Source organism: Polaromonas sp. P1_F6, assembly GCF_056405695.1.
The window spans coordinates 1-17463 of the sequence record NZ_JBFUBQ010000015.1 but is presented as its reverse complement, the minus strand read 5'-3'; the positions used below and the strand labels follow the sequence as shown (position 1 = coordinate 17463).

Genomic DNA, 17463 nt, shown 5'->3' with positions numbered 1-17463 from the left:
CAGGAGCTTCACCATGCAACCCGCTGTCGTCCTCGCTCTCGCCCGCATCCTCATGGCCCTGGCCTTTATCGGCCCGGGCGCTTCGCACTTCATCGAATCCGTACGGCTGCGCAACTACACAGCCGCCGCCATAGGCGCAGTCGAAGTCGCCGCCGGCCTGGCGCTGGCATTCGGCTGGCAGGTGCGCTGGTTCGCGCTGGCCGCCGCGGCTTTTCTCGTGGTCGATGCGTTCATCGCGCACGGCTTCTGGGCCGCCACACCGCAAGCGCTGCGCAACCAGCTGCTGCATTTCTTCAAGAACATTGCGCTGGCGGGCGGCTTTGTGCTGCTGGCTTCAGTGTCGCGTGAGTTTTAAGTGAAATTGGCCTGTAGCTCAATCAGTGCACTGGCTTATAGCTATCTTTTTGGTAGCGTCTGCATGCCGAACCCACCCTCGCGCTACACCGCCGTCTTGGCCCATTCACGCGGCGAGACACCGGTCTTCTGCACAAAAAGCCGCGACAGCGCAGACGCATTGGCATATCCCAGCTGCGCGGCAATGGCCTTGAGTGATTGGCCGTTGCGCAGCTCGGCCTGGGCAATGGCCAGCCGCCACGTCGCCAGGTAGTCCGCGGGCGTTTGCCCCACTTTTTGCTTGAACAGCGGCGCAAATGCACTGCGCGACATGCCGGCCGATTGCGCCAGGCCTTCAAGGCTCCATGCATGGCCCGGGTTTTCATGCACCGCCACCAGCGCGCGCGCCAGGCGCGGTTCGGCCAGCCCGGCCAGCAGGCCCTCGGGAGGGCTGCCTTCTTCCGGATGGTCCAGCAGCCAGCGCAGCAGTTGCAGCAGCAACACCTCAAATAATCGGTCGGCCAGCAGCCGCTGGCCGCAGCGCACCTGCGCGGTCTCGGCAAACAGCAGGGCCAGCGTGTGCTCCAGCCCCGGTACGCGCGCCAGCGGCAATACCACCAGGGCCGGCAGCGCACGCGCCAGCGGGTGGCTGGCGCCGCCGTCGAATGCCAGCGTTGCGCAGGTGAAATCAGCGCCCTCCACCGGCGCATTGTGAAAGTCGTGCGCGAGCGGACGCGGGTAAAACACCAGGCTGGGCTCGCTCACCTTCACCCGCCTGGGCGCACCCGTTGCCGCGCGGTGCGTCACCACCATGGTCCCGCGACGCATCACGTGCAAAAAGCCCAGCCCGGCCTCTGGCGTGAAGCGCGTCACGCCGCACAGCGGCCCGTTGTGAAACATGTGGGCCCGCACGCGAAAGCGTTCCATCAGGGCGGAAAGCCGGTCAATTCCTTCGGGGGGCGTGGTCATGGTGTGGGACTGGTTTGAGGCTTGCTTTGGATGATAAGGATGATTTGATAGACGAATTCATCCAATAAGTCCTGATTGTCGCGTGAAACTTCTTCCTGTGCAGCGAGCGCACCCACACGCCCCGCCGCGCGAAACGTCATCCTTTAACCGCGACTCTTCAACCTCCAAGGACTTCACATGTCACGCATTCCATTGATCGACCGTAACGCCACCTCCGCCGATCGCAAAGCCCTGCTCGATCAGGTCACCCAAGCCTTCGGTGCCACGCCCAATATGTTCAAGGCCGTCGCCAATTCACCCGCCGCGCTCAAAAGCATGTGGGGCTCGTTCGGCGCGCTGGGGGGCGGTGTCATCAACGCCCAACTGGGCGAGCAGATCGCCGTGGCAGTAGCCGACCGCAACGCCTGCGAATACTGCCTGGCGGCGCACACGGCGCTGGGCCGCAAGGCCGGTGTCAGCGCTGAAGGCATGGCCGCCGCGCAGCGCGGTGAATCCGCCGACCCGGCCACCGCTGCGGTGCTCGCGTTTGCACTCAAGCTGGTGAATGAACGCGGCAACGTGTCCGGGGCCGATGTGCAGGCCGTTCGCCAGGCCGCCTTCAGCGATGAGCAGATCGTGGAAATCCTCGCGCATGTGGCGCTCAACCTTTTCACCAACTACGTCAATGTGGCGTTTGCGGTGCCGGTTGATTTCGCGCCCGTCAAGCTGAGCCGAGCCGCTGCCTGACGCTTCACCACCCGGGTCTTTGACCCGACGTGCGCGGCCTGCGGCATGCAGGCCGCGCTGAAAGTATTTTTGAAAGCCTTCATGCAAACCAAAAATTATTCTCCCGCACCCGCATGGCACATCGCGCACTGGCTCAACACACCGTCGCCCATTACCCTCGAATCCCTGCGCGGCAAGGTCATCGTCATGCACGCCTTCCAGATGTTGTGCCCGGCCTGCGTGAGCCACGGCCTGCCGCAGGCCGTAGCGATACGCCAGGCATTTCCCGAAGCGTCGGTTGCCGTCATCGGCGTCCACACCGTGTTCGAGCATCACCGCGTGATGAACCATGAGGCGCTGCAGGTATTTGTGCATGAGCAGCGTCTGCGTTTTCCCATCGGCGCGGACTTGCCTGCAACTGACGGCCCTATCCCGCAAACCATGGCGGCTTATCAGTTGCGCGGCACACCCAGCCTGGTGCTGATCGACAGGCAGGGCCATTTGCGGCTGAACCACTTCGGGCACCTGAACGATCTGGCCGTCGGTTCGGCCATAGGGCAACTGCTTGCCGAGACGGCTAGCGAAGTCACGAATACAGTTTCGTCCCCGCGGCGAACTCCGCCTTGAACACCTCGGCCACCCAGTCGGCAAAGGCGCGCACCTTGGCCGTCAGGTGGCGGTTGCGCGGGTACAGCACCATCATCGGCAGCGCTTCGGGCTGCCAGTCGGGCAGTACGCGTACCAGTTCGCCACTGGCCAGCAGCGCGCAGGTGCGGCGCGTGAGTGGCGGCTGTGACAAACCCAGCCCGGCCAGCACCGCACCCATGTGGCTGTCGGCGTCGTTGCAACTGACCCAGTGCGGACGGTGAATCTGCCGCACGTCGCCGTCCCTGGAAAACTCGAACGGAAACACCCGGCCGGTCTTGGCAGAATGAAAGTTCACGAAGCGGTGCTGTTCCAGGTCTTCCAGCGTCTGCGGTGTGCCGTACTGCGCCAGGTAAGAAGGCGCGGCGCAGGTCACCACCTTCAGCCGGCCCAGCGGCCGCGCCACCAGCGTCTCGTCGTGCACCAGACCGCCGCGAATCACGCAGTCCACGCCTTCAGCCACCAGGTCCACCGGCCTGTCGGTACTACCCAGTTCCAGCACCATGTCGGGGTAGCGTTTGAAAAACTCCGGCAACGCCGGTGAGATCACGTGGCGGCCCACCGCCGCCGGCACATCCACCCGCAGCCGCCCGGCCGGCGTGGCCACTGCGCGGCGCAGCGTGCCTTCCAGCTCGCCCATGTCCTGCACCATGGCCTGCGCGCGCTGGTGGTACAGCGCGCCGTCGTCTGTCAGGCTCAAGGTGCGCGTGGTGCGGTTCAGCAGGCGCACTCCCAGGTGCGCTTCGAGTTCCTGCACCACCGTCGTCACTCTGGCTTTGGGCATGTGCAGCGCTGTGGCTGCTGCGGTAAAGCTGCCCAGGTCCACCACGCGTGTGAAGACTTCCATCGCCTTGTAGCGATCAACGCTCATGATTTCGCCCTTATTGTTCTTTAAATCACTAACAGTTAGTTTATTGAATGGCAGTTTATTCTTTTAATTCAAACCAATACAGTTCATTCACCTGCTCACTTATCTGCCCATCCCAACACTGATCCACTTTTTACGAAAAGGCTCCCCATGAACACGAATATCCTTTCTCCCACCCGCCTGGGCTTTCGCGGCCCGCAATCCGTCTCGGCCATTGGCCTGGGCGCCATGGGTATGTCGGGCATGTACGGCGCCCACGACGAGGCGCAAAGCATCGCCACCATCCATGCCGCGCTCGACGCAGGCGTCAACCTCATCGACACCGGCGACTTTTACGGCATGGGCCACAACGAGATGCTGATCGGCCGGGCGCTGAAAGGCCGGCGCGATGAAGCGCTGATTTCCGTCAAGTTCGGCGCGCTGCGCGACCCGTCTGCCGGCTGGATCGGCATGGACGGCCGGCCCGAAGCGGTGAAGAACTTCCTGGCCTACACGTTGCAGCGCCTGGGCACCGACCACATCGACATCTACCGCATCGCGCGGCTCGACCCGAACGTGCCGATCGAAGACACCATAGGCGCGATGGCCGACATGGTGAAAGCCGGTTACGTGCGCCACATCGGCCTCAGCGAAGTCGGCGTGCAGACCATCCGCAAGGCGCACGCCGTGCACCCCATCAGCGATTTGCAGATTGAATATTCGCTGATCAGCCGCGGCCCCGAGGCGGAAATCTTTCCCGCGCTCAAGCAGCTGGGCATCGGTGTCACGCCCTACGGCGTGCTGTCACGCGGTTTGCTGTCGGGCTCCAAACCCACGGGGCCTGGTGACTTCCGCGCCCACCTGCCGCGCTTTACCGGCGACAACGCGGTGAAGAACCAGCAGCTCGTTGATGTACTGCACCAGCTGGCCACCGGCATGGGCGCCACAGCATCACAGATAGCGATTGCCTGGGTCATCGCACGCGGCAAGGCCCTGGGTGTCGACATGGTGGCGCTGGTCGGTTCCCGCAAGCCGGGCCAGCTTGATGAAGCGCTGGGCGCGTTGAAACTTCAGCTCGGCGCCGAAGACCTGCAGCGCATTGAAGCCGCGCTGCCCGCCGACGCGGTGGCCGGCACACGCTACGACGCCTACCAGATGGGCCACCTGGACAGCGAGAAGCAGGCGTAAATTGATGCAAAATTAGCCTGCAACCCATACAGGTAGAGCGCAAGCGGCTATCAATTCAGGAGCAACCGCCGGCGTGAAAACGAGAGACGTGAAACTTAAATCACGTTCTTTTCTACCAACGCACGCCCTTCCACCAGCCGCTGCGCCGCCAGCGGCGACAAGTCCAGGCTGGTGTAGCCGCCTTCGGCAATCCACTCCGCCAGGCCCCGCCCCACCGCCGGCGACTGCTGCAGCCCGTGCCCACTGAAGCCATTGGCCAACAGCAAATTCGGCAAGGCCGGATGCGGGCCCAGCAGCGCGTTGTGGTCGTGCGTGTTGTATTCGTAGTAGCCGGCCCAGGCGCGCTGCATGCGCACGGCCTCAAAGCCCGGCACGCGGTTGGCCAGTGTCAGCCAGGCTTCGTCAAAAAGGTCGTAGTCCACATCGAGCGGCACATCGTTGTGGTCTTGCGCCGGCGGCAGACCGCAAATCCAGATGTCGCCTTCGGGCCGAAACCACAAACCGCTCGGGTCAATCACCAGCGGGCAGTCGGGCGTCTTCGCGGGGCTGGCAAATGCATACACACAGCGCTTGCGGCCATACACCGGCAGGTCAAGGCCTGTGCCGGCCAGCAGCGGCCGCGCCCATGCGCCTGCCGCATTCACGGCCCAGTCGCACGGCAGCTGCGCGCCGCCCTGCAGTATCACGGCGCTCACGCGGCCGTTGCTGTGCGCGAAGGCCGTGGCCTCGGCCTTCACATACTGCACACCCAGGCTGCGCGCTTTTTGCTTGAAGGCCATCAGCAAACCATAGCCGTCAAACCAGCCTTCGCCCGAAAGGCCGAGCGACGCCAGCGCCAGGTCGTCCACCTGCAGCCACGCAAAGCGCTGCTGCAGCTCGGCAGGTGTCATCAGCATCACATCCACACCGGCTGCGCGCTGTGTCGCATGATTCTCTTGCAGCGTGGCCGCGCCGGCTTCAGTGGCCAGGTACAAATAGCCGCGCTCGGTCAAACCAATATCAGGCACATCACCATCGACGGCCAGGTGCTGTTTGATGTTGCGTAAAAAATCAATGCCGAACTGCGACACCGCAATGTTCACCGGCTGTGAAAACTGCTGGCGAATCGAGCTGGCCGACAGCGCTGAAGAGGCTTGCGCATACGTGGGGTCACGCTCGACGACAGTGATGCTGCCGTCAAAACGCGGGTGCATCGCCAAAAAATAGGCGATGGCGCTGCCGATCACGCCGCCACCGACGATGACGATCTTTTGTGCGGATGTTGCGGGGTTCATGCTGGTGCTTCATTCATTACACAGTGGAAGCGCCACATCCTACAGGCCAGCGCGAAACGGGGCGGTATTGTCGTCATACAGCGACAAGCGATGTAAGGCGCAGGTGTGTTGTGCAACGGTGTGTATGCCTGGTCAACAGTGCCGCACCCCATCCCGTTGAACACGGGCTACGTGATAACAATAATTTCAATCATCCATCCATCCATTCAAAGGACTCTCTCATGAACAAATTGCTCTCTACTCTTATTGCTACCCTGTTTGTCGGCATTGCTTCTGCACAAACACCGGCACCTGTCGAATCGTCCACGCAAACCGCTCCGGTTGCCAGCAAGGCTGAAGCCAAGGCCGACAAGTCTGTGGCAGCCGCCGTGAAAAGCGAAGCCAAGGTTGACGCCAAGGCCGATGCCAAAGTGGTGAAGGCTGAAGAGAAAGCCGCGGCGAAAACCGCCAAGGCAGATGCCAAGGCCGCTAAAGCCAAGGTCAAGGCCGAAGCCAAGGTTGAGAAGGCAGATGCTGACGACAAAGCCAAGGCCACCACGAAAGCTGAAAAGGCCACCACCAAGGCAGATGCCAAAGCAGCCGGCGTTGCCATCGATGCCAATGCCAAGGTTGATACCGTGAAGGCCAAAGCCGCCGCCGACAAGGCCAACGCTGCGGTCGACACCAGCGCAGTCAAGGCAGAAGCCAAGACCGACGTCAAGGCAGCCGGCACCAAGTAAGCGGCAACGCGGGTCATATGCCCGCTGATACCCGCTGATCCAAAAAGACAGGCTGAGGCCTGTCTTTTTTTGCCTGTCTCCTTGTAACCGCACGCGTCGCAGCCCTTCCTTGTCCCTTGTCAGCGCATTCCGACTTTCCAGGGCTCCAGTGGCTGTCACTGAGGAGCCTCGCCTGCCTCGAGCATGGAACTTTTGACACCAGGAGATTCCCATGCACATCATTCTTGGCGGAACAGGACACGTCGGCTCGGCGCTGGTCAAACGCCTTATCGGCGCGGGCGAGCCCGTCACCATCGTCACCCACGACCCCAAAAAATCCGGCCGGGTGGGCAAGACCAAACACGACGTACCCCAACGGGCGAAGGTCGCTGTTGCCGACGCCCACGATGTACCGTCGCTGCGCAAGGTCTTCCAGCAGGGCACGCGGCTTTTTCTGCTTAATCCGCCGGCGGCTCCCTCCACCGACACCGATGCCGAAGAGCGCAGCACGGTGATGTCCATCATTGAGGCACTGCAAGGTACACGCTTCGAGAAGATCGTGGCCGAGTCCACCTATGGCGCGCAGCCCGTCCAGCGCGCAGGCGATCTCGGCATTCTTTACGACATGGAAAAAGCCCTGGAGGCACAAGCCGTGCCGTTCAGCGTGATACGCGCGGCCTACTACATGAGCAACTGGGACGCGGCGCTGAAGACCGCGCAGGATGAAGGTGTGATCGACTCCATGTACCCGGCGGACTTCAAGCTGCCCATGGTGGCGCCGCAAGATCTGGGTGAGTTCGCCGCGCGCCTGATGACCGAGCCCGCCGGCAAAACCGGCCTCTTTCATGTTGAAGGGCCAGAGCAGTACAGCGCAGGCGATGTTGCCTCGGCCTTTGAAGAGGCGCTGCAAAAACCCGTCTCGGTGCGTGTTGCGCCGCGCGAGAAATGGGATGAGGCCTTCAGGGCCATGGGCTTTTCAAGTGCCGCGGCCAGGTCGTATGCGGCAATGACAGGAATCACGCTGGACCGGCATTACACCGTGCCCGATGCACCTGTCCGCGGTCGCACCTCGCTGCGCGCTTATGTGCAGGCGCTGGTGGGCGAGCAACGCGGCTAGCGCGTTACCGCGGCGGTCTGCTGGCTCAGCTCAGCGGCTTGTTCACAAACTCAATCACGAGCCCTCGCGCCGTCACGGTGATGCTGCTCGGCTGCACGCCCATGCTGTTGGGCAATGCCAGGTCCTGCGGGTTGAGTGAATGCAGCACGGCGCCCTGCAGTGCCTGTTCCGCCAGTTGCGGGCCGTAGCCTGACACCAGCATCGATGCCTGCGGGGGCAGGCCCTCAAACTGCAAGGTGTTCACGCGCAGCTGGTGCGCGCGTATGGTCATGTCGCTGGCTTCGTAGCGCAGCGCAAAGTCCAGGTCAAAGGTGCCGGGGTAGGCGCGCTGCAGCGCAGGGCCGGCGGCTTCCACCGCCATGGTGGCGCCCAGCCGGTTTTGTTCGGTCAGCAGGCGCAGCTGCGGCGCCTGCACGGTCATGTCCAGCAGGCCGTTGGCGCGTTTGCGTACCGGAAAGCGCTTGCCCACTGCGTCCTGTAGCTGGGCCATGCTGACGGTGTAGCTGGGCTGGGCCTGTGCGCCCGTCAGGGTGAAATACACAGCGCCACCCAGGCACAGCCGTGCGGTGGTGGCAAGAAGCAGTCTTCGTTTCATTCATTGTCCTTTCACCCAGGAATAATGCGCCTGGCATTCCGCCGCACATGTCATTCAAAAGCCCGCATCAGGGTCAGCGTTCAACCGATGAAGGTTAAGCTGCCGGCAACAGCGGGGCGCGGTTTGATATTCCTGTATGGTCGGCCTGATGCGAATGCTTTTGACTTTCCTGCTGTTTCCGGCCGCCACGCTGGCGACGGCGCAACCCACCAAGGGCGAGCAGGATGCGCTGGCCCTGGCGATCAGGTCGCAGCGTGTCCTCAATGAATACGCCATCGGGGCCATGGAGCCGGAGGCCATGAAATACGCCCAGCGGCTGCGCCTGACCCAGGCCGCGCTGGACGGGCAGCGCAAGCAGTGGCCTGCGGCCAAGGAAGGGCCTGATCCGTTTGATCAATTCCGGCCTTGCAAAAACGGGCTTGAAAAAGCGTCTTACCTGGCCGGCCTTTCCGGCATGAAGGCGGTCCGCACGCTCGATGACAAGGTTTTTCATGCTGAGAAGGCCAAGCTGCAGAAGCTCCGCGCCGAGTGCGATGCGCTCATCAAGCGCGCCAACGCAGAGCGGTAAGCCGCCTGTGGTTGAGTCGCCTTAGCGGCCCACCACCGACCAGCCGGCCTTCTGGTTGGTCTTGTCGTTCTCATATTCCCAGGCCGTGCCGCAGCGGTCGCACTTGTAGCGGGTGATGGTGATCAGCCCATGGCGGCGGGTTTCATGGCGGGGGTCGCCCTGCACCAGTTCCGGGTGGCCCGGCGCCTTGCGCCAGTTGCGCTGTATGCCGGCGCAGGAGTCGCACAACTCCATTTTCTTGAGTTCACTGGCGCGGTTGGGGTCTTGGGTCATGGGCTGCTTTGGAATCGGTTGTTGACCCCGATTGTCGCCGGTGCGGGGCTGCGCAAAATGAGGCGACCCTGTTGGCGCTGGGGCGATCATTTGACCGGCACAGGCAGCAGGCCTATTCTTGAATTGCCCAGTCACTTCATTCGGGAGATACATCATGTACAAGCGAATTTTGCTGGCTTACGACGGTTCCCAATCGGGCCAAAAAGCGCTGCTGGACTGCCGCGAGATCGCGCAGTGGAGCGGGGCGGCATTGACGCTGATTGCCGTCACCCCCCTGCAGCGGCAGGTGGTCGCCGCTGAAGGCGTGATCTATGAACAAAGCGTCGCCGACCAGGACAGGGAAAGATACCAGGGCATCCTCAACGACGGCTTGCGCCAGTTGCTGGAGTCAGGCCATGAGGCCGGCGGCGAGGTGTTGTACGGCGAAACCGTCGATGAAATCGCGAGGTACGCCAAACAAACAGACGCCGACCTGATTGTGGTCGGTCACAAGCACCTCGAAGGCTGGGCCGCGCGTTGGTGGCGCGGCTCGGTATCCAAATCGCTGATCGCACACGCGCCCTGTAGTGTGTTGGTGGTGATTCCCCGCTGAGGCAAGGCGCGGGTCCGGGCCGCCCCAATCGGCCGGTCAACAAAAGGGTTTCCAAAGAGGGCTTGACTTAGAGTGCGCTCGAAGTTTTACAGTCCCCACATGACTACCGCTCCCACCGTCTCTTTAAGCATCGCCGAAGCCGCGGAAGCCTCAGGCCTCAGTGCCTACACCCTGCGCTACTACGAGCAGATCGGCCTCATCGCCCCCATAGGCCGGCGCAGCGGCGCGCGGCGCTACAGCGACGCCGACATGCGCTGGCTCGACTTCCTGGTGCGCCTGCGCGCCACCGGCATGTCCATGCGTGACATGCAGCGTTATGCCCAGCTGCTGCGCAAAGGCAACTCCTCCGCCGCCAGCCTGGCCGAGCGCCAGACCCTGCTCGAAGACCATGCCGAGCGCCTGGAAGCCGAGATACGCACCCAGCGCGAAACCCTGGCCTACATCCGCAAAAAAATCCGTCTCTATGAGGACATGCGCACCGAACCCAAGCGCGCGTGAGCCCTTCTGGAGCCGTTTTCACCATCCACTTCACCTTCCATCTCAAAGGACGAAAACACCATGATCAAAACCCGCACCCTCGGCCGCAACGGCCCTCCCGTCTCCGCCATCGGCCTCGGCTGCATGGGGATGAGCGACTTCTACAGCAACCGCAACGACGCCGAGTCCATCGCCACCCTTCACCATGCGCTGGACCAGGGCCTGAATTTCCTCGACACCGCCGACATCTATGGCCCGCACACCAATGAACTGCTGATCGGCAAGGCCATCGCCGGCCGCCGCAAGGACGTGTTCATCGCGACCAAGTTCGGCATCACGCGTGACCCGGCCAATGAAGCGGCGCGCGGCGTCAACGGCCGGCCTGAATACGTCAAGGCCAGCTGCGACGCCAGCCTGCAGCGTCTGGGCGTAGAGCAGATCGATCTTTACTACCAGCACCGCGTCGACAAGACCGTGCCCATTGAAGACACCGTCGGCGCCATGGCCGAGCTGGTGAAAGCCGGTAAGGTGCGCTATCTGGGTTTGTCCGAAGCCTCGGCCGCCACGCTGGCGCGTGCCTGCAAGGTGCATCCCATCGCCGCGCTTCAGAGTGAATATTCGCTGTGGACGCGCGACCCCGAAGTCACCGGCGCCCTGGCCGCCTGCCGTGAGCATGGCGTGGCCTTTGTCCCCTATTCGCCGCTGGGCCGCGGTTTCCTGACCGGCGCCTTCAGCAAACCTGAAGACCTGCCCGCCGACGACTATCGTCGCAAGTTTTCGCCGCGTTTTGCCGAAGAGAATTTCCAGCGCAACCTGGCCCTGGTGGATGCCGTCAAGGACCTGGCCGCGGCCAAGGGCGTCACCACCTCGCAAGTGGCGCTTGCCTGGGTACTGGCGCAGGGCGACGACATCATCCCGATTCCCGGCACCAAGCGCCGCAGCTACCTCGACCAGAACATCGCCGCACTCGACGTCACGCTGAGCCCGGCCGAGCTGGTCCAGCTCGACAAGGCCTTCCCGCCCGACGCAGCCGCCGGATTGCGTTACCCCGCGTCGTTTCTGGGTACGGTCAATGCGTGACACAGGCTGACATCCTTACGGAGGCAAGCCAACGGACTCCGCCTGCGCTGAACCCGGGCCGTAGAGTTCTATTCAGTGAAGCGTCCCGGTTCTGTGTTCCCTCTGGTCAAAAGTCCCTCGCCGCCTGATGATTCTGTAAGGCCGGTGCAGCGAAAATCCCGGAGTTGTTGTATCGTACAACAATACGATGTATCATTCAACGATACATTTGTATTTGCCTTGCTGTAAAGGCCTGGCCTAACTTCATGGAGCTTCAGAATGGGAATCGCACTAATTTGTCCCCGCCGGTTGCTGGCGGCTGCTGTGGCTGTGACGCTTTCGGGTATGACGTCAGCTGCCGATCTACGGATCGGGTTCAAGGCTGAAGTCACTTCTGCCGATCCCCACGTTCTGGGCGCCGCAAATCGCAGCGTCTGGATGAACGTCTACGACTCGCTGGTTGGCCAGGATGAAAAACTGCATCCCGTTCCTCTGCTGGCTTTGTCCTGGAAAGCGATCGACGAGAAGCAATGGGAATTCAAGTTGCGACCCGGCGTCAAATTTCACAATGGTGAGCCGATGACGGCCAATGACGTGAAGTTCTCGCTCGACAGGGCCAAGGCGCTGACCGGCCCGCGAACGTACAAGACCTATTTGAGGGCGATCGACAGTATCCGGGTGCAGGACCCGCTGACGCTCACCATCAAGACGAAAGAAGCCGCCCCGACCCTGCCTGAAAGCGTGGGTATCGTCGCCATTATTCCGAAAGGAAGCGGTGCGGAGATCAAGGAGTCGGACTTTGAGAGCGGGAAGGCAGCGGTGGGGACCGGTCCTTTCAAGTATGCGGGCCTCATCCCGAGCCAGCAAGTGACCATGACGCGCAACGACACGTACTGGGGCTCAAAACCGGCCTGGTCGAAAGTGATTTATCAATTCATACCGAAAGAACCGGCGAGAGCGGCGGCAATGCTGGGCGGCAGCGTCGATGTCATTGATGGCGCTGCCGGTGGCTTGAGTGAGACCTTGAAGAAAAGCGACAAGGTGTCGGTGGTCTCTACGACCTCCTATCTACTCAATTACCTGTCCATGGACCAATTCCGGGCAGTTTCGCCTTATGTCACCAGTCATGATGGGAAACCGCTGACCAAGAACCCGTTCCAGGACAAAAGAGTCCGCCAGGCCATCACAGTGGCCATCAACAGGGACGCCATTAACAAGTTTGTCATGAAAGGCGACGCGGAACCAGCGACGCAGATCGTTCCAGCCGGCTTTTCCGGCCACGAGCCCGCACTGAAGCTTCAATCCGGAGATACGGCGCGCGCCAAAGCCTTGCTGGCCGAGGCTGGTTATCCCTCCGGATTCAGGGTGGTTTTTCATTGCACCAATGACCGCTACCTCAACGACGCACGGGTCTGCGAAGCAATTGCCCAGATGTTGACCCAGGCGGGGATAAAAACCGACGCAAGGACACTCCCCTACGCCAACTTCGTTACCCGGGCGACAGGCGGTGGAGCCGGCGGCGAGCCCGAATTCAGCCTGGCCATGTTTGGCATCGGTGCGATCCTCGGTGATTCGCTGGAGCCTTACACCGCCGTCGTCCATACGTTTGACAAGGCCCAGGGGACCGGAGCCAACAACTACGGGCGGTACAGCAACAAGGAGTTTGACGCGGCGATCCGCTCTGCGTCAAAGACATTGAATGACAAGGAACGTGAAGAGCTGCAGCGAACGGCCGCCAGGCTTGCCGCGGAGGACGTTGCCATCGTTCCAGTGCATAACGCAAAGGTGGCATGGGGATTGCGCAAAGGCCTGAGCATGGTCCCGCGAAGTGATGGCTACACGGTAGCCAGCGCCATCAAGGACGCAGCTTCGAAGTAAAACAGATCAACGAATAGGGGTGAGGTGAGGGGGTCACCGGTGCTGGTGTCAGCACCGGTGGCGCTCCAATCCGAGCCAAACCAGGGTAATCAATGAAAGACTCGACGTTCAGCAATCTTGCTGTGGTGATTGAACGCAATGTGATGGTGCCGATGAGGGACGGCGTGAGGCTCTCGACCGATATATATCGCCCGAGACAAGAGGCGGGAGAAGATCCGAAACCACTCCCGGTCATCATGGAACGCACTCCCTATGGGAAGCACCTTGAAAGCCGCACCGAACGCGAACCAGGGAGCACGCGCCCCATGTCGCGTGAAGAGGTGGCAACGTATTTTGTCGCCCAGGGCTATATCGTCGTGTACCAGGATTGCCGCGGCAGATATGGGTCCGAAGGCACATTCACGAAATACCTGAGCGAGGCCAACGATGGCCACGACACCTGTGATTGGCTTGTGCGCCAACCCTGGTCCGACGGCAGGATTGGAACCAAGGGCCTTTCCTATGCGGCACATACGCAAATGGCCCTGGCGTCTACCGGCGCACCTGGCCTGCTGGCCATGTATGTCGACTCCGGGGGGTTTTCAAATGGCTATCAGAGCGGCATCCGGCAGGGCGGCGCGTATGAGTTAAAGCAGGCCGCGTGGGCTGTTCTCTTCGCATCGAGCATTGCCCAGCGATCGGAAAATACGGCCGTCGCCAGCACCTTGAAGAATATCGACGTCGACGACTGGTTCAAAAGAATGCCGTGGCGCCGCGGGAATTCCCCGCTGTCCGAAGCGCCTGAGTACGAAGAGTTTCTCTTCGATCAATGGGAGCGTGGTACGTTCGATGCGTACTGGAAGCAGCCCGGAATTTATGCGGAGGGGTTCTACCATCACCTCAAGAATGTGGCGACAGTCCATATGTCTTCCTGGTATGACGTCTATACGCGCACCGCAGCCGAAAATTACGGCAGCCTCAAGAAAATCGGCGCTCCGGTAAAGCTCGTCTTTGGTCCGTGGGTGCACGGAAACCGGTGGTTGACCTATTCGGGCGATGTGGATTTCGGCGAGAAATCCACTTTTGGCCATCACGTTGCCACAAGCTTTCTTGAGGCAAGGCTCAAATGGTTTGACCACTGGCTGAAAGGCCTTCCGGCCGCTGAAGACAACGCCAACGTGAGGCTGTTCGTGATGGGCGGCGGCTCCGGCAGAAAAAACAGCGAGGGGCGTCTTGACCACGGCGGAACCTGGCGCTCCGAGCAGGACTGGCCGATTCCGGATACGCAGTGGAAGCCCTACCATCTTCACGTTGATCGTTCGCTGTCCCCCTCTCTTCCCGAGAGGCATCACGGTGCGCTGGCGTATCGGTTCGACCCCAAAAATCCGGTTCCTACCTTGGGCGGCAGCGTGGTTTCACGTCCGCCCGGAATACTGGCCGGTGCATTTGACCAGACGACCGATGAGCGCTTCTTTGGTTGCGCAGAACCGTTTTACCCGCTGACCGACCGTGAAGATGTGCTTGCCTTTTCAACCGAACCGCTGGTGGAGGATGTTGAGATTACAGGGCCGGTGGTGGCGAACTTGTGGATATCTTCTGACTGCCCGGACACGGACTTCACCATCAAGCTGGTCGATGTGTATCCGCAAAGCGAAGACTACCCAAAGGGTTTCGCCATGAACCTCACCGACGGGATTCTGCGGGTGAGATACAGGGACTCATGGGAGCGCCCGGAGCTGATGACGCCAGGAACGGTGTACCCCATCCGCATCGAGGCGTTTCCGACAAGCAACCTTTTCAAGGCAGGGCATCGCATCCGGGTGGACATTTCGAGCAGCAACTTTCCGCACTTTGACGTCAACCCGAACACCGGGGATCCCGAGGCGCAGGCGACGACGAGCAGAACGGCGCTCAACAAGGTGTACATGAACAGCCAGCATCCATCGCATGTGGTGCTTCCCGTGATCCCGACGCGTTCTCAATAATGGTGGCTGCAGCGCGCCCCACCAGGTGCGCTGCAGCTAATCGGCAGAGGCGTCGGAGCGGCGATAACCGAGCTCAACCGAAAGGTCGTAGGCCGCCGCGCACAGCGGCTTGGCCAGCTTTTCCAGTCCTTTGGCCGTGATGCGGCTTGAAGGAATGGAGATGGCCATTGCGGCGATGACTTTTGATGTTCCGTCGCGCACCGGTGCCGCCACGGAAAGCACCTCATTCGTGATTTCGCCCAGGGAAGTGGCGTAACCCTGCTTGCGGATCTTGATCAGCTCCTCGTTCCATTTAGCGCGTTGAACGATGGTGTTGGGGGTGAACTTCTGAAAGTCCTGGGCGAAAAAGTCGTTCAAAAACTCTGCGGGGGCATAGGCCAGCAGGACTTTGCCCGACGCGCCACCGTGAAGAGGCCGCCTCATGCCGACGGACCCATGGATGCGCACATCGTGCGTAGAGTCCCACCGGGCCACAGAGACGGATTCAAAGCCGTCACGGACGCGGATCTGGACAATCTCGTTGAATTTGCTGGCCAGCTGCTGAAGATATTTGCTGGCCTGCCTGACCAGGCTGACCTGTTCGTCGGCAGCCAACCCCACAAGCAATGCGTTGTAGCCGAGATGGTAGGTCGCAGCATCACCCGATCGCTGCACGAAACCGCGCCGCTCCAGCGTGCTCAAAAGGCGGAACGCCCTGGCTTTGGTAATTCCCGATCTTTTGGAAAGCTCGGTCACACCCAGGCCGGGATTCTGGGCTACAAGCATCAATAAGCCGAGTGCTTCATCTACCGACGCTACGTTATAGTCCATTGCCTTCTTGCCGCTGGCTTGCTTCAACGGGTATGTTTGAGTTAGCGAAGCATTCTACCGTCAGGGCCTAGTACGACGACGTCGACATAAGTCGAGCCTGAGTGATTTGTCGGGGAAAAGTTGACGGAGAATCCGCCGAGATTTAGATCCCTCAACGACTCCAGGGATCGTTTCAGCTTTGCGGAAGTGGGATTCGGTCCGGCGCGTTTCAGGCCTTCGGCCAGTACCCTGGCCGCAATATAGCCTTCGGTCACCGCCAGATTTAAATCAGACCCAGGGACGCCAAATTTCTTGTGGTCCTCCTGCATTTCCCTGATGAGTGTGGAGGTTTTGCTCGACGGATCAGGCACCACCAGCGCTATGCCCAGCCCGTAGGCGGCCTGTTTGCCGATTCTTTTCACGACAGCGGCACCATCGGTGACCGAAAGCGCGACGACAAACGCCGAACTTCCACCCTGGCGAAAATTCTTGTAGAACTCGGCGGTCGCTGCACTCGTCGCCACTGAAATAACCGCGTCGGGTTTGGCCTTGAGAATCGTTGCGACCGCTTCACTGACATTGGTCGTGCCGTATTCGTAGCTCGCACTGCCCGAGAGCTGAAGGTTTTTCCCCTTGATCGCGTGTAGAGCCCGGTCGTAACCTTCAATGCCAAACGGGCTCTTCTCGTAGAGAACGGCGATGCGCTTGTGCCCGATGATGTTCATATGGGACACGATTTTCTGCACCTCCTGGGCATAGTTGGCGCGCGTGTGAAAAATCCAGGGGTTCACCGGTTGATGAAGCGAGACGGCCCCCGTTCGTGGCCCGACCAAAGGAATGCCGGCCACAGCCAGCACCTTTTCCTGAACCAGCGCTTCAACAGGGGCAGTTCCAGAAAATCCGATCAGCGCAACAGGCTTTTCTTCCTGGATGATTTCCCGTGTTTTTTCCACTGAGTCCGACCCGTCCGGTCCCCGGTCTTTGGTGACAAGTTTCAGTTTCGCCCCGTTAACGCCACCCCGCTCGTTGACGACGTCGAAATACAGTTGCACGCCCACCTTGACCTGGCTTGCCGCGGAATTCGGATCTTTAAGCTGGCCGATCTGGCCGATCACGATGTCTTGCGGAGCGGATGAGGCAACGGCACAAACCGTTCCCAGAATGCCTGTACTGATCCAATGTTTAAGTGACATACCCATGCTTTCCAAAATGATGGAGCCTGTATAAGGCGTTCCTGTTATCCATGACAAAAGCCCGCCGGAGGCGGGCTTTGCGTATCAGCTAGTTACGCCAGCTCCTGGCGCTCAGAAGTTGTGCTGAACGCCAACCCCGTACACGCGGATCACGTCATTGGCAACGCGGTTGTTCGGGTCCGAGCGGTCATAGAAGCCGTACAGCGAAGTGCGATTGCTCATCTTGTAGGAGTAGCCCGCCTGGAAGCGCTTGAGCTTGCCCGCCGGATCGCTCTGGACATCCTTGCGGATGTAGTTGG

General features: G+C 61.0%; 19 protein-coding genes and 1 pseudogene. 12 read left to right on the top strand and 8 right to left on the bottom strand.

Going from position 1 to position 17463, the window contains the following annotated elements; all coding sequences use genetic code 11:
* Positions 1-13 precede the first annotated feature (13 nt).
* Positions 14-355: a DoxX family membrane protein gene (locus AC1DY9_RS23070; RefSeq protein ID WP_457281984.1), complete on the top strand. Its 342-nt coding sequence runs from the start codon at positions 14-16 to the stop codon at positions 353-355.
* A gap of 83 nt (positions 356-438) precedes the next feature.
* Here AC1DY9_RS23070 and AC1DY9_RS23065 read toward each other — a convergent pair whose 3' ends face one another.
* Positions 439-1302 (bottom strand): AraC family transcriptional regulator, encoded by an 864-nt coding sequence (locus tag AC1DY9_RS23065; RefSeq protein ID WP_457281985.1) that lies wholly within the window; start codon positions 1300-1302, stop codon positions 439-441.
* A 177-nt stretch (positions 1303-1479) separates the two neighbouring features.
* Here AC1DY9_RS23065 and AC1DY9_RS23060 point away from each other — a divergent pair, with 177 nt between their 5' ends.
* Together AC1DY9_RS23060 and AC1DY9_RS23055 are read left to right on the top strand one after the other, a co-directional pair.
* Positions 1480-2028 (top strand): carboxymuconolactone decarboxylase family protein, encoded by a 549-nt coding sequence (locus AC1DY9_RS23060; RefSeq protein WP_457281986.1) that lies wholly within the window; start codon positions 1480-1482, stop codon positions 2026-2028.
* 81 nt (positions 2029-2109) lie between these two features.
* Positions 2110-2634, top strand: a complete 525-nt coding sequence (locus AC1DY9_RS23055) for a redoxin domain-containing protein (RefSeq protein WP_477667758.1) — start codon at positions 2110-2112, stop codon at positions 2632-2634.
* On the opposite strand, the gene AC1DY9_RS23050 is transcribed toward AC1DY9_RS23055, so the two are convergent.
* Entirely contained in the window at positions 2594-3523 is a 930-nt protein-coding gene (locus AC1DY9_RS23050; RefSeq protein WP_477667757.1) for a LysR family transcriptional regulator, read from the bottom strand. The genes AC1DY9_RS23055 and AC1DY9_RS23050 overlap by 41 nt on opposite strands.
* A gap of 147 nt (positions 3524-3670) precedes the next feature.
* Here AC1DY9_RS23050 and AC1DY9_RS23045 point away from each other — a divergent pair, with 147 nt between their 5' ends.
* The gene (locus AC1DY9_RS23045; RefSeq protein WP_477667756.1) at positions 3671-4687 is read left to right on the top strand and encodes an aldo/keto reductase; all 1017 of its coding nucleotides are present in this window, start codon (positions 3671-3673) and stop codon (positions 4685-4687) included.
* A gap of 95 nt (positions 4688-4782) precedes the next feature.
* On the opposite strand, the gene AC1DY9_RS23040 is transcribed toward AC1DY9_RS23045, so the two are convergent.
* Positions 4783-5961: an NAD(P)/FAD-dependent oxidoreductase gene (locus tag AC1DY9_RS23040; RefSeq protein WP_477667755.1), complete on the bottom strand. Its 1179-nt coding sequence runs from the start codon at positions 5959-5961 to the stop codon at positions 4783-4785.
* A 221-nt stretch (positions 5962-6182) separates the two neighbouring features.
* On the opposite strand from AC1DY9_RS23040, the gene AC1DY9_RS23035 reads away from it, so the two are divergent.
* Together AC1DY9_RS23035 and AC1DY9_RS23030 are read left to right on the top strand one after the other, a co-directional pair.
* On the top strand, positions 6183-6680 hold the full coding sequence (locus AC1DY9_RS23035) for a hypothetical protein (protein WP_477667754.1): 498 nt from the start codon (positions 6183-6185) through the stop codon (positions 6678-6680).
* A 211-nt stretch (positions 6681-6891) separates the two neighbouring features.
* Entirely contained in the window at positions 6892-7776 is an 885-nt protein-coding gene (locus AC1DY9_RS23030) for an NmrA family NAD(P)-binding protein (protein WP_477667753.1), read from the top strand.
* A 25-nt stretch (positions 7777-7801) separates the two neighbouring features.
* Here AC1DY9_RS23030 and AC1DY9_RS23025 read toward each other — a convergent pair whose 3' ends face one another.
* The gene (locus AC1DY9_RS23025; RefSeq protein ID WP_457281993.1) at positions 7802-8371 is read right to left on the bottom strand and encodes a DUF1439 domain-containing protein; all 570 of its coding nucleotides are present in this window, start codon (positions 8369-8371) and stop codon (positions 7802-7804) included.
* Between the two features lie 148 nt (positions 8372-8519).
* On the opposite strand from AC1DY9_RS23025, the gene AC1DY9_RS23020 reads away from it, so the two are divergent.
* Positions 8520-8939: a hypothetical protein gene (locus tag AC1DY9_RS23020; RefSeq protein WP_457281994.1), complete on the top strand. Its 420-nt coding sequence runs from the start codon at positions 8520-8522 to the stop codon at positions 8937-8939.
* A 21-nt stretch (positions 8940-8960) separates the two neighbouring features.
* Here the strand turns inward: AC1DY9_RS23020 and AC1DY9_RS23015 are convergent, their stop codons facing one another.
* Positions 8961-9212 (bottom strand): hypothetical protein, encoded by a 252-nt coding sequence (locus AC1DY9_RS23015; protein WP_431099316.1) that lies wholly within the window; start codon positions 9210-9212, stop codon positions 8961-8963.
* A 154-nt stretch (positions 9213-9366) separates the two neighbouring features.
* Between AC1DY9_RS23015 and AC1DY9_RS23010 the strand changes: the two genes are divergently transcribed.
* The 5 genes from AC1DY9_RS23010 (at position 9367) to AC1DY9_RS22990 (ending at position 15182) form a co-directional block, all read left to right on the top strand.
* Positions 9367-9804 (top strand): universal stress protein, encoded by a 438-nt coding sequence (locus AC1DY9_RS23010; protein WP_457281995.1) that lies wholly within the window; start codon positions 9367-9369, stop codon positions 9802-9804.
* Between the two features lie 99 nt (positions 9805-9903).
* Positions 9904-10302 carry a MerR family transcriptional regulator gene (locus AC1DY9_RS23005; protein WP_477667752.1) on the top strand — a complete coding sequence of 133 codons (399 nt, stop codon included), beginning with the start codon at positions 9904-9906 and terminating at the stop codon, positions 10300-10302.
* Positions 10303-10362: 60 nt separating this feature from the next.
* On the top strand, positions 10363-11361 hold the full coding sequence (locus AC1DY9_RS23000) for an aldo/keto reductase (protein ID WP_477667751.1): 999 nt from the start codon (positions 10363-10365) through the stop codon (positions 11359-11361).
* 258 nt (positions 11362-11619) lie between these two features.
* Entirely contained in the window at positions 11620-13218 is a 1599-nt protein-coding gene (locus AC1DY9_RS22995) for an ABC transporter substrate-binding protein (protein WP_477667750.1), read from the top strand.
* A 92-nt stretch (positions 13219-13310) separates the two neighbouring features.
* A complete protein-coding gene (locus AC1DY9_RS22990; RefSeq protein WP_477667749.1) occupies positions 13311-15182 on the top strand; it encodes a CocE/NonD family hydrolase in 1872 nt (623 codons plus the stop codon).
* A gap of 36 nt (positions 15183-15218) precedes the next feature.
* Here AC1DY9_RS22990 and AC1DY9_RS22985 read toward each other — a convergent pair whose 3' ends face one another.
* The 3 genes and pseudogenes from AC1DY9_RS22985 to AC1DY9_RS22975 all read right to left on the bottom strand — a co-directional run.
* Positions 15219-15992 (bottom strand): IclR family transcriptional regulator, encoded by a 774-nt coding sequence (locus tag AC1DY9_RS22985; protein WP_457282000.1) that lies wholly within the window; start codon positions 15990-15992, stop codon positions 15219-15221.
* A 41-nt stretch (positions 15993-16033) separates the two neighbouring features.
* Entirely contained in the window at positions 16034-17164 is a 1131-nt protein-coding gene (locus tag AC1DY9_RS22980; protein ID WP_457306370.1) for an ABC transporter substrate-binding protein, read from the bottom strand.
* Positions 17165-17275: 111 nt separating this feature from the next.
* Positions 17276-17463, bottom strand: a pseudogene (locus AC1DY9_RS22975) (porin); the annotation flags it as partial.